Source organism: Pseudomonas chlororaphis, from assembly GCF_001921865.1.
Lineage (GTDB): Bacteria > Pseudomonadota > Gammaproteobacteria > Pseudomonadales > Pseudomonadaceae > Aquipseudomonas > Aquipseudomonas chlororaphis_D.
Map to the genome: position 1 here is coordinate 755,636 of NZ_MSCT01000020.1, position 11,861 is coordinate 767,496.

Here is an 11,861-nt window from a genome sequence, read left to right on the forward strand (position 1 = left end):
GCCGACAAGCCGGGGTTGCAACTTGGCCCCGGCGGTCGCATAACGTTGGACATGAACCTTCCCCAGCTCCCCGCCAATGCCCTGTCGGGTTTTCACCCCGCCGTCAGCGCCTGGTTCAACAGCCGTTTCCCCGCCGCGACCGCCGCCCAGGCCCGGGCCTGGCCGCTGATCCGTCAGCGCCGCTCGACCCTGATCGCCGCGCCCACCGGCTCGGGTAAGACTCTCACCGCCTTTCTCGCGGTGATCGACGAACTGGTGCATCGCGGCCTGGAAAACGGCGGCACGCTGCCGGAGCAGACCCTGGTGGTGTACGTCTCGCCGCTCAAGGCCTTGAGCAACGACATCCAGATCAACCTGCAGGAACCGTTGGCCGGAATTACCGAACAGCTCGAACGCCTGGGCCTGCCGCAGTTGCGGATCAACACCGCGCTGCGCACCGGCGACACCCCGCAAAAAGACCGCAACGCCATGCGCAAGAACGCGCCGCACATCCTGGTGACAACGCCTGAGTCGCTGTATGTGCTGCTGGGCTCGGACTCCGGCCGACGGATGCTCGCCAGCACCCGCACGGTGATCGTCGACGAGATCCACGCCATCGCTGCCAGCAAGCGTGGCAGCCACCTGGCGCTGAGCCTGGAACGTTTGCAGGCGCTGTGCGGCGAGCCACTGACCCGCATCGGCCTGTCGGCCACGCAAAAGCCCATCGACGCGGTGTCGCGCTTTCTGGTCGGGCACCAACGCCCCTGCGAGATCGTCGACATCGGCCACGCCCGGCCCCGGGACCTGACCATCGAAGTGCCGCCCGTGCCCTTGTCGGCAGTCATGGCCAACGATGTCTGGGAGCTGGTCTACGAACGCCTCGCGCAACTGGCCCGCGAACACCGCACCACCCTGGTGTTCGTCAACACCCGGCGCCTGGCCGAACGTCTCAGCCGCCACCTCAGCGAGCGCCTGGGCAAGGGCGCGGTGGCCGCCCACCACGGCAGCCTGGCCAAGGAGTTTCGCCTGGACGCCGAACAGCGCCTCAAGCGCGGCGAGCTGCAAGTGCTGATCGCCACCGCTTCCCTGGAACTGGGCATCGATATCGGCGACGTCGACCTGGTGTGCCAGATCGGCTCGCCGCGCTCGATCGCCGCCTTCCTGCAAAGGGTTGGACGTTCCGGGCACCAGGTCGGCGGCACGCCCAAGGGCCGCCTGTTCGCCCTGACCCGCGACGACCTGCTCGAATGTGCCGCCCTGCTCGACTGCGTCCGCCGCGGCGAACTCGACACCCTGCAAATCCCCAAGGCGCCGCTGGACGTGCTGGCGCAGCAGATCGTCGCCGAAGTCAGCAACCAGGAGTGGCAGGAGCAACCGCTGTTGCAGATGATCCGCCGCGCCGCGCCCTACAGCGAACTCGACGAAGGGCATTTCCAAGCGTTGCTGCGCATGCTCGCCGAAGGCTACAACGGCCGCCAGGGCATTCGCAGCGCCTATCTGCATCGCGATGCCGTCAACCGCAGCCTGCGCGGCCGACGCGGCAGCCAACTGACCGCGGTGACCAGCGGCGGGACCATTCCCGACAACGCCGACTACAGCGTGCTGCTGGAACCCCAGGCGCTGAACATCGGCAGCGTCAACGAAGACTTCGCCGTGGAAAGCATCGCCGGCGACGTGTTCCAACTGGGCAATACCTCGTACCGCATCCTGCGGGTGGAAACCGGCCGGGTCCGGGTCGAGGACGCCCACGGCCAGCCGCCGACCATTCCGTTCTGGCTTGGCGAAGCCCCCGGGCGCAGCGCCGAACTGTCGTTTGCCGTGGCGCGCCTGCTGGCCCGGCTCGATGAACTGCTCGGCGCCACGCCCGGGCACTTGCAGCCGGCCCTCGACTGGCTGGGCGAACGCCTGGGCCTGGACAGCGCCAGCGCCGAACAACTGGTCGACTACCTGGCCCGCGCCCGCCAGGCCCTGGGCGCGCTGCCGTCCCAGGACACGCTGATCATGGAGCGTTTTTTCGACGAGTCCGGCGGCACCCAACTGATCATCCACACGCCATTCGGCAGCCGGATCAACCGCGCTTGGGGCCTGGCACTGCGCAAGCGCTTCTGCCGAACCTTCAACTTCGAATTGCAGGCCGCCGCCAGCGAAGACGCCATCGTGCTGTCGCTGTCCACCAGCCACAGTTTCGAGCTGGACGAGGTCTGGCGTTACCTGCACAGCAACAGCGCCGAACACATCCTGGTCCAGGCGCTGCTGGACGCGCCGCTGTTCGGCGTGCGCTGGCGCTGGAACGCCGGGGTGGCCCTGGCGTTGCCGCGCTTCGTCGGCGGACGCAAGGTGGCGCCGCAGATCCAGCGGATGAAAAGCGAGGACCTGATCGCCAGCGTATTCCCCGACCAGATCGCTTGCCTGGAGAACCTCGCCGGCGAACGGCAGATCCCCGATCACCCGCTGGTGCAACAGACCCTCGACGACTGCCTGCACGAAGCCATGGACAGCGAGGGCTGGCTGACGCTGTTGCGGCGCATGGAACGGGGTGAGTTGCGCCTGATCAGCCGCGACCTGCCGGCCCCCTCGCCCCTGGCCGCGGAAATTCTCAGCGCCAAGCCCTACACCTTCCTCGACGACGCGCCGCTGGAAGAGCGCCGTACCCAGGCGGTGCTCAACCGCCGCTGGAGCGACCCCGAGTCCAGCGACGACCTCGGCGCCCTGGATGTCGAGGCCATCCAGTCGGTGCGCGAGGAAGCCTGGCCCGCCCCCGGCAACCCCGACGAAATGCATGAAGCGTTGATGAGCCTGGCCTGCATCGCCGAGCACGAGGCCCAGGCCAACCCTCAGTGGACGGACTGGCTGCACGCCCTGGCGGACAGCGGGCGCGCCAGCCGTTTGCAGATCGACAGCGAACAAGCGCTGTGGCTGGCGGTCGAGCGGCTGAACTGCCTGCGGGCGATTTATCCACAGGCGGTGCTGCAACCGCCGATCGCGGCGCCACTAGGTTTCGACGAACCCTGGGAACGCGACGAAGCGGTGGTGGAGGTGATTCGCGCCCGCCTTGGCGGTTTTGGCCCCTTGCCGCTGGAAGAGCTCGCCACGCCCTTGCGTCTGGAGCACAACGAGGCGAGCCAGGCCCTGACTCGCCTGGAACGCGAGGGTTATGTGCTGCGCGGCCGCTTCAGCCCGGGCGAGCCCCGGGAGCAATGGTGCGAACGGCATCTGCTGGCGCGGATTCATCGCTACACCGTCAAGCGCCTGCGCCGGGAAATCGAACCGGTGTCGCTGCAAGACCTGATGCGTTTCCTGTTCGACTGGCAACACCTGTCCAGCGCCACCCAGGGCCGGGGCAGCGCCATGCTGGCGCAGACCCTCGCCCAGTTCGAGGGATACGCCGCGGCCGCCGGCGCCTGGGACAGCGACCTGCTGCCGGCGCGCATCCAGGATTACTCTGCCACCTGGCTGGACGAGCTGTGCCGTAACGGCAAGGTGGTCTGGAGCCGACTCGGCGCGCCGCACAAAACCGCCGGCGCGACCTTGCGCAACACACCGATCGTATTGCTGCCGCGCAGCCAGGTCGCGCTGTGGAGTGGGCTGGGCGCGCAGCCAAACAGCAGCGAGCTGTCGCCCAAGGCGCAGAAAGTCCATGAGGCCTTGAGCCGCCACGGCGCCTTGTTCTTCGACGAACTGCTGCATGAAGCCCATGTCTTGCGCACCGAGCTGGAAATCGCCTTGCAGGAACTGGTCGCCGCGGGATGGGTGAATGCCGACAGCTTCGCCGGCCTGCGCGCCCTGATCACCCCGGCCAGCAAGCGTCAGGCCCGCAGCAGCCGGCGCGGGCGCGGGGCGTTGGTCGGCGGCATGGACGACGCCGGACGCTGGGCGCTGCTGCGACGCGCATCGCCAGTGCCGGAAAACCTCGAGCGCACTGCCCAGGCCACACCACCGGCCACTCTGGAACATATCGCCATGACCCTGCTGCGGCGCTACGGCGTGGTGTTCTGGCGGCTGCTGGAACGCGAGGCCGACTGGCTGCCAAGCTGGCGCGAACTGTTGCGCACGTTCCATCGGCTGGAGGCCCGTGGCGAGATCCGCGGCGGGCGTTTTGTCAGCGGCCTGGCCGGCGAACAGTTCGCCCTGCCCGAGGCCGTCGCCCTGCTGCGCGAGGTCCGCCGCCGGCCGCTGGACGGCAGCCTGGTCGCGGTGTGCGGCGTCGACCCGCTGAACCTTGCCGGCACCCTGCTACCGGGGCAGAAAGTCCCGGCCCTGACCGGCAACCGGCTGGTGTATCGCGACGGCCTGCCCGCCGCCGCCGAGATCGCCGGCAAGCAGCAGTTCTGGCTGGAGCTCGAACCGCAGGCCATGCTCGAACTGCGGACCCGGCTGATTCGCCACTGACCCCTGCAAACGCGTCGCCCCCATCGCGAACAAGCTCGCGCCCACAGGAGCGTGTCGTCATTGGATATTTGCTTGCAGATCAAATATCAAATACCCAGACCGCTATTTTTCCGCATGAGTCAAATCCGGACACTGCGCTGCATTACGAATCCACCGGAGTTGCAGCCATGCCCATTGCCTTGCTCGCGCTGACCTTGAGCGCCTTCGCCATCGGGACGACCGAGTTCGTCATCGTTGGCCTGTTACCCACCATCGGCGCCGACCTCGGCGTCGACCTGCCGTCCGCCGGGCTGCTGGTCAGCCTGTACGCTCTGGGGGTCGCCGTCGGCGCGCCGGTGCTCACCGCGCTGACCGGCAAAGTCCCACGCAAACTGTTGCTGCTGTCGCTGATGGTGCTGTTCACCCTCGGCAACCTGCTGGCCTGGAAAGCGCCCGGCTACGAATCCCTGGTCCTGGCGCGCATCGTCACCGGCCTCGCCCACGGCGTGTTCTTCTCCATCGGCTCGACCATCGCCACCAGCCTGGTGCCCAAGGAAAAAGCCGCCAGCGCGATCGCCATCATGTTCACCGGCCTGACCGTGGCCCTGGTCACTGGCGTGCCGCTGGGGACTTTCATCGGCCAGCATTTCGGCTGGCGCGAAACCTTCCTCGCCGTCTCGGCCCTGGGGGTGATCGCCTTTATCGGCAGCCTGCTCTACGTGCCGAAAAACATCGCCCACAGCAAACCGGCGTCCTTGCTGCAACAACTGCACGTACTGAAACAACCGCGCCTGCTGCTGGTGTACGCCATGACCGCGGTGGGCTACGGCGGATCGTTCATCGCCTTCACCTTCCTCGCGCCGATCCTGCAGGACCTCTCCGGCTTCAGCGCCAGCACCGTGAGCCTGGTGCTGCTGGTCTACGGCATCTCGGTCGCCGTCGGCAACATCTGGGGCGGCAAGCTGGCGGACCGGCGCGGCCCGATCAGCGCCCTGAAGATCATCTTCACCCTGCTGGCCGGCGTGCTGTTCCTCCTGACCTTCACCGCCGGCAACCCGTGGCTGGCCCTGGCCACCGTGCTGCTGTGGGGTGCCGTGGCCTTCGGCAACGTGCCGGGCCTGCAGGTCTATGTGGTCCGCCAGGCCGAACACCACGCGCCGCAGGCGGTGGACGTGGCCTCGGGTCTGAACATCGCCGCCTTCAACCTCGGCATCGCCGGCGGCGCCTGGGGCGGCGGCCTGATCGTCGCCCACCTGGGGCTGATCCACACCGCCTGGATCGGCGGCCTGGTGGTCCTCGGCGCCCTGGCCCTGACAGCCTGGAGCGGTCGCCTGGACCGCCTCGGCCCGGTGTACGCCGAACCGGCCGAGGGCTCGAGCCGGGTGGTGGTCGGGCACTGAGATCGAAGCCGGCGACCGAATGGAAACGCAGCCTGAACGGCTGCGTTTTTTATGCGCGCGGACCTGCCTGTCTAGAGGCCTGGGGTGCGGCCGCTACGCGGCTATCGCGAGCAAGCTTCGCTCCTACAAGGGCTCGCGGGATTTTGCACGGCCTGCGGGTCAGTCCTGCTGGGGCCTCGCCAGCGCCATCGGCGGACTCACGCCAAAACGCGCGCGGTATTCGCTGGGCGCAAGCCCGGTGATTTTCTTGAAGGTGGCGCGAAACGCACTCGGGTCCTGGTAGCCGACCGTCCAGGCGATATGGTCGATGGTGCCGTTGGTGAACTCGAGCATTTCCCGAGCCTTGCCCACCCGCAGGTGCTGGCAGTACTCGGTGGGCTTGAGCCCCGTGGCCGCCCGAAAACGCCGCAGGAAGGTACGCTCCTCCAGCCCGGCTTGTTGCGCCATGACCGCCAGGGAGACGTCCACCGCGCCGTTGGCCTGCAGCCAGTGCTGGACCTTGAGGATCGCTGCGTCGCCATGGCCGAGGATCGGCGCGAAGTTACTGCCGCACTGGCTGGCGCTGTCACTGTGCTCGACCACCAGGAAACGCGCGGTGCCGCTGGCGATGCTCGGGCCCAGCAGGCGGTTGACCAGGCGCAGTCCGAGCTCGGACCAGGCCATCAGGCCGGCAGTGGTGATCAGGTCGCCATCGTCGACGATCGGCTTGTCGGCATTCAGCCGGACCTTCGGGTAACGCTCGGCGAACTGCTTGGCCGAGGTCCAGTGCGTGGTGGCGCTGCGCCCGTCGAGCAAGCCGCTTTCGGCCAGCAGGATCGACCCGACGCATACACCGCCCAGGGTCGCGCCGCTGGCATGCTGCCGACGCAGCCACTGGATCAACGCCGACGGCGCCTGTGCCGAGGAAAACCCCGCCACCGAGGGTGGAATCAGTACCGCCAGCAGCGCGCCTTCCGGGCCGGGCTGGCTGTCGTAGACCCGCACCGGCGCCTCGTCGGCCCGCGCCTGCCAATGGCTGATGCGCAACAGCGGCAACTGCGCGCTGCGATGTTCGGCGGCAATGCGGTTGGCGACCCCGAACAGGTCGGTCAGGCCATGCACCGCGGCCATTTGCGCGCCGGGGTAGATCAGCACGCCCAACTCGGCGACTGCGCTTTGCATACCCATTGTCAGTTTTCCCCCTGCTATTGTCGGTGCGGCCAATCCTCGACCGGCCTGCCGGAGCCGATACTGGGCTCCACAGCCAACCCCTACCGCAGAGGAAACACCCATGGCCAAGCAAGCGCTCATCGTAGTCGATATCCAGAACGACTACTTCCCCGACGGCAAGTGGCCCCTGGTCGGCGCCGAAGCCGCCGCCGACAATGCCGCGCGGCTGCTCCAGGCCTTCCGCGACAGCGGCCGGCAGGTGGTGCACATCCGCCACGAATTCACTTCCGACAGCGCGCCGTTCTTTACCCCGGGCTCCAGCGGCGCCCAACTGCACGCCAAGGTCGTCAACCGCGCCGACGAACCGGTGGTGCTCAAGCACTTCGTCAACTCGTTCCGCGAAACCGAGCTCAAGGCCATTCTCGACCGGCACGGTATCGAGCAGTTGGTGGTGGCCGGCAGCATGAGTCACATGTGTATCGACGGCGTCAGCCGCGCCGCCGCCGACCTGGGCTACGGGGTCACGGTGATCCACGATGCCTGCGCCACCCGCGACCTGGAATTCAATGGCGTGGTGGTGCCGGCGGCCCAGGTGCATGCCGCGTTCATGTCGTCCCTGGGGTTTGCCTACTCCAGCGTGGTGTCCACCGACGAATTCCTGGCCGCCAACTGATCTCAGGATCGGAAAACCTCAGCCGGAACAAACCCGGCGCCGGAATCGGCCTGGAGGCCAGAAAGCAAAAGGCCCGTAGCGTTTATACGCTACGGGCCTTTCTAGCCGTTACAGAGACGGTTATGGCTTAGAACGGGATATCGTCATCGAAGCTGTCGTCGAAGTTCTGCGCCGGCTGCGGCGAGGACTGCTGAGGCGCTGGACGCGATTCGCGCTGCGGAGCCTGGGAAGGCTGCGGACGCGACTGCTGAGGACGCGGTGCGGAGTTGCCCATGCCCTGGCCCTGGTCGCCCTGTGGTCGGCCACCCAGCAGCTGCATGGTGCCCTGCATGTCGACGATGATCTCGGTGGTGTAACGCTTGATGCCGTCTTTTTCCCACTCGCGGGTCTGCAGCTTGCCTTCGATGTAGACCTGCGAACCTTTACGCAGGTACTCGCCGGCGATTTCCGCGACCTTGCCGAACATCGACACACGGTGCCATTCGGTGCGCTCGACCTTCTGGCCGGTCTGCTTGTCGGTCCATTGTTCGCTGGTGGCCAGACTCAGGTTGGTCACGGCGTTACCGTTAGGCAGATAGCGAACCTCAGGATCCTGGCCGCAAGTGCCGACCAATATGACTTTGTTAACCCCACGGGCCATAACGTTCTCCTAGGCTTCGCACGCCGACCGGGCTGGGTTGACCAGCTGCTCGAGGGTCGCGCGATCCAATAATTCGGTGTCCAATTTGATGTAAATGGCGGCCTCCTCGGCCACCATCACTGCATCTGTTACCCCAACGACGGCCTTCAGGCGCTCGACCAGACCCGCTTCGCGGATCGCCTCGGGCGATAACGGCAAGCGCAAGCTCGTCACATAAGGAGGTTCGCGCATGGTAACAGCAAAGACCAGCCAGAGTGCAGCCAGACCTGCGCATCCCAGGAACACAACCGACAGACCGCCATGCTGGAACAACCAGCCGCCGAGAATGCCACCCAGTGCCGAGCCGAGGAACTGGCTGGTGGAGTAGACCCCCATCGCCGTGCCCTTGCCGCCGGCCGGTGAAACCTTGCTGATCAGCGACGGCAGCGAAGCTTCCAGCAGGTTGAACGCGGTGAAGAACACCACCGTACCGATCACCAGCGCCTGCAGGCTGTCGCCGAACTTCCAGAAGAATAGCTCCGTGAGCAGCAGCGTACTGACCGCGCCCAGCAGAACTCGTTTCATTTTACGTTTCTTCTCGCCGTAGATGATGAACGGGATCATCGCGAAGAAAGAGATCAGCAGCGCTGTGAGGTAGACCCACCAATGCTGTTCCTTGGGCAGGCCGGCTTTTTCCACCAGGGCCAGGGGCAAGGCGACGAAGCTCGACATCAGCATCGCGTGCAACACGAAGATACCAAGATCCAGGCGCAGCAGGTCCGGATGCTTGAGCGTCGGCAACAGCGCCTGGCGCGCGACCCCGGACTCGCGGTGCTGCAAGGGCCCGGTGGAGCGCGGCACCATGAAGGCGACGATGAAAATGCCCAGCAGCGCCATGGCGCCAGTGGCGAGGAACAACCCGGACAAGCCAAAACTGCGGGTCAGCAGCGGGCCGACCACCATGGCCACGGCGAAGGACAAGCCGATGGTCATGCCGATCATGGCCATGGCCTTGGTCCGGTGCTGTTCGCGGGTCAGGTCCGACAGCAGCGCCATGACCGCCGCGGAAATCGCCCCGGCCCCCTGCAGGATACGCCCGGCGATCACGCCCCAGATCGAATCGGAATTGGCCGCCAGCACGCTGCCCAGGGCAAAGACGATCAACCCCAGATAAATCACCGGACGCCGGCCGATGCGGTCGGAAATGATCCCGAACGGGATCTGGAAAATCGCCTGGGTCAGACCGTAGGCGCCGATCGCCAATCCGATCAGGGCCGGGGACGCTCCCGCCAGATCCATTCCATAGGTTGCCAGGACCGGCAACACCATGAACATGCCAAACATACGGAAGGCGAACACCAGGGCCAGACCGCTTGCCGCGCGGGTCTCGGCGCCACTCATGCGTTCGCTGTGGGGATCGTGCATGGAAAAACCTCGTGTGAACCGGCGGCGATTCTACCAGTCGGATCGATTGACGGGGTATATGGCGACGCTTTGCCGCGCAGGTTTCATCTGCGCCTGTCCGGTCGCGATTTGATAGTGTGCATCCATCCAGTATTTGCCTTTATACTCCTACGTTTTCGACGCCCGCCGAGCGAGGCCACTTTGGACAAGATCCTGATTCGTGGGGCCCGGACCCACAACCTGAAGAACATCGACCTGACCCTGCCACGGGACAAACTGATCGTCATCACCGGCCTGTCGGGCTCCGGCAAATCCTCCCTGGCGTTCGACACGCTATACGCCGAAGGCCAGAGGCGGTACGTCGAATCGCTGTCGGCTTATGCCCGGCAGTTCCTGTCGATGATGGAAAAACCCGACGTCGACACCATCGAAGGCTTGTCGCCGGCGATTTCCATCGAACAGAAATCCACCTCCCACAACCCGCGTTCCACCGTGGGCACCATCACCGAGATCTACGACTACCTGCGCCTGCTCTATGCGCGCGTCGGTACGCCTCGTTGCCCGGACCACGACATTCCCCTGGAAGCCCAGACCGTCAGCCAGATGGTTGACCTGGTACTGGCCCAGCCCGAAGGCAGCAAGCTGATGCTGCTGGCGCCGGTGATTCGCGAACGCAAGGGCGAGCACCTGTCGGTCTTCGAGGAACTGCGTGCCCAGGGCTTCGTCCGCGCCCGGATCAACGGCAAGCTCTACGAGCTGGATGAACTGCCGAAGCTGGATAAACAGAAGAAGCACTCGATCGATGTGGTAGTCGACCGCTTCAAAGTGCGCGCCGACCTGCAGCAGCGTCTGGCCGAGTCGTTCGAGACCGCGCTGAAGCTGGCCGACGGCATTGCCCTGGTGGCACCGATGGACGACGAACCCGGCGAAGAGATGATCTTCTCCGCGCGCTTCGCCTGCCCGATCTGCGGCCATGCGATCAGCGAGCTGGAACCCAAGCTGTTCTCCTTCAACAATCCGGCCGGTGCCTGCCCGACCTGCGACGGCCTGGGGGTCAAGCAGTTCTTCGACATCAAGCGCCTGGTCAATGGCGAACTGACCCTCGCCGAAGGGGCGATTCGTGGCTGGGACCGGCGCAACGTCTATTACTTCCAAATGCTCGGCTCACTGGCCGCGCACTACGGCTTCAGCCTGGAAGTGCCGTTCAACCAGCTGCCCGCCGACCAGCAGAAAGTCATCCTCAACGGCAGCGGCACACAGAACGTCGACTTCAAATACCTCAACGATCGGGGTGATATCGTCAAACGTTCGCACCCGTTCGAAGGCATAGTGCCGAACCTGGAGCGGCGCTACCGCGAGACCGAGTCGGCCACCGTGCGCGAGGAGCTGGCCAAGTTTCTCAGCACCCAGCCATGCCCGGATTGCCGCGGCACCCGTCTGCGTCGCGAAGCGCGCCATGTGTGGGTCGGCGAGAAAACCCTGCCGGCTGTCACCAGCCTGCCGATCGGCGACGCCACCGACTACTTCGGCACCCTGTCGCTGACTGGACGCCGTGGCGAGATCGCCGACAAGATCCTCAAGGAAATCCGCGAACGCCTGCAATTCCTGGTCAATGTCGGCCTCGACTACCTGACCCTGGACCGCAGCGCCGACACCCTGTCCGGCGGTGAAGCCCAGCGTATTCGCCTGGCCAGCCAGATAGGCGCCGGCCTCGTCGGCGTGATGTACATCCTCGACGAACCGTCCATCGGCCTGCACCAGCGCGACAACGATCGCCTGCTGGGCACCCTGAAACACCTGCGGGATATCGGCAACACAGTGATCGTGGTCGAACACGACGAGGACGCCATTCGCCTGGCCGACTATGTTGTGGACATCGGCCCGGGCGCCGGCGTGCATGGCGGGCAGATCGTCGCCGAAGGGACTCCAGACGAAGTGATGTCCCATCCTGACTCGCTGACCGGCAAGTACCTCTCCGGACGCGTGAAGATCGCCGTGCCGGCCAAGCGCACGCCACGCAACAAGAAGCTCTCGCTGTCCCTCAAGGGTGCCCGGGGCAACAACCTACGCAACGTCGACCTGGAGATTCCGATCGGCCTGCTGACCTGCGTGACCGGAGTCTCCGGCTCAGGCAAATCGACACTGATCAACAACACCCTGTTCCCGCTCAGCGCCACCGCCCTGAACGGCGCGACCACCCTGGAAGCCGCCGCGCACGACAGCATCAATGGCCTGCAACACCTGGACAAGGTGGTAGACATCGATCAGA

General features: G+C 65.8%; 7 protein-coding genes. 4 read left to right on the plus strand and 3 right to left on the minus strand.

The annotated features are described in order from the left end of the window. Positions 1-51: 51 nt before the first annotated feature. Together BTN82_RS26495 and BTN82_RS26500 are read left to right on the plus strand one after the other, a co-directional pair. Positions 52-4,368 (plus strand): DEAD/DEAH box helicase, encoded by a 4,317-nt coding sequence (locus BTN82_RS26495; protein ID WP_075121999.1) that lies wholly within the window; start codon positions 52-54, stop codon positions 4,366-4,368. A 167-nt stretch (positions 4,369-4,535) separates the two neighbouring features. Next, entirely contained in the window at positions 4,536-5,747 is a 1,212-nt protein-coding gene (locus BTN82_RS26500) for an MFS transporter (RefSeq protein ID WP_075122000.1), read from the plus strand. Between the two features lie 159 nt (positions 5,748-5,906). Here BTN82_RS26500 and BTN82_RS26505 read toward each other — a convergent pair whose 3' ends face one another. Then, complete coding sequence (locus tag BTN82_RS26505) at positions 5,907-6,914, minus strand: GlxA family transcriptional regulator (RefSeq protein ID WP_075122001.1); 1,008 nt, start codon at positions 6,912-6,914, stop codon at positions 5,907-5,909. A gap of 103 nt (positions 6,915-7,017) precedes the next feature. Between BTN82_RS26505 and BTN82_RS26510 the strand changes: the two genes are divergently transcribed. Beyond that, positions 7,018-7,569 carry a cysteine hydrolase family protein gene (locus BTN82_RS26510; protein WP_075122002.1) on the plus strand — a complete coding sequence of 184 codons (552 nt, stop codon included), beginning with the start codon at positions 7,018-7,020 and terminating at the stop codon, positions 7,567-7,569. 127 nt (positions 7,570-7,696) lie between these two features. Here BTN82_RS26510 and BTN82_RS26515 read toward each other — a convergent pair whose 3' ends face one another. Both BTN82_RS26515 and BTN82_RS26520 read right to left on the minus strand, forming a co-directional pair. Then, the gene (locus BTN82_RS26515; protein WP_075122003.1) at positions 7,697-8,209 is read right to left on the minus strand and encodes a single-stranded DNA-binding protein; all 513 of its coding nucleotides are present in this window, start codon (positions 8,207-8,209) and stop codon (positions 7,697-7,699) included. Between the two features lie 9 nt (positions 8,210-8,218). Then, on the minus strand, positions 8,219-9,613 hold the full coding sequence (locus BTN82_RS26520) for an MFS transporter (RefSeq protein WP_075122004.1): 1,395 nt from the start codon (positions 9,611-9,613) through the stop codon (positions 8,219-8,221). Between the two features lie 180 nt (positions 9,614-9,793). On the opposite strand from BTN82_RS26520, the gene uvrA reads away from it, so the two are divergent. Continuing rightward, on the plus strand, positions 9,794-11,861 hold a 2,068-nt coding region (gene uvrA / locus BTN82_RS26525), incomplete at its 3' end, for an excinuclease ABC subunit UvrA (protein WP_075122005.1).

Coding starts and splice junctions, on each gene's coding strand:
- BTN82_RS26500 (WP_075122000.1), top strand. CDS start 4,536: ATGCCCATTGCCTTGCTCGCGCTGACCTTGAGCGCCTTCGCCATCGGG.
- BTN82_RS26520 (WP_075122004.1), bottom strand. CDS start 9,613: ATGCACGATCCCCACAGCGAACGCATGAGTGGCGCCGAGACCCGCGCG.
- BTN82_RS26515 (WP_075122003.1), bottom strand. CDS start 8,209: ATGGCCCGTGGGGTTAACAAAGTCATATTGGTCGGCACTTGCGGCCAG.
- BTN82_RS26495 (WP_075121999.1), top strand. CDS start 52: ATGAACCTTCCCCAGCTCCCCGCCAATGCCCTGTCGGGTTTTCACCCC.
- BTN82_RS26510 (WP_075122002.1), top strand. CDS start 7,018: ATGGCCAAGCAAGCGCTCATCGTAGTCGATATCCAGAACGACTACTTC.
- BTN82_RS26505 (WP_075122001.1), bottom strand. CDS start 6,914: ATGGGTATGCAAAGCGCAGTCGCCGAGTTGGGCGTGCTGATCTACCCC.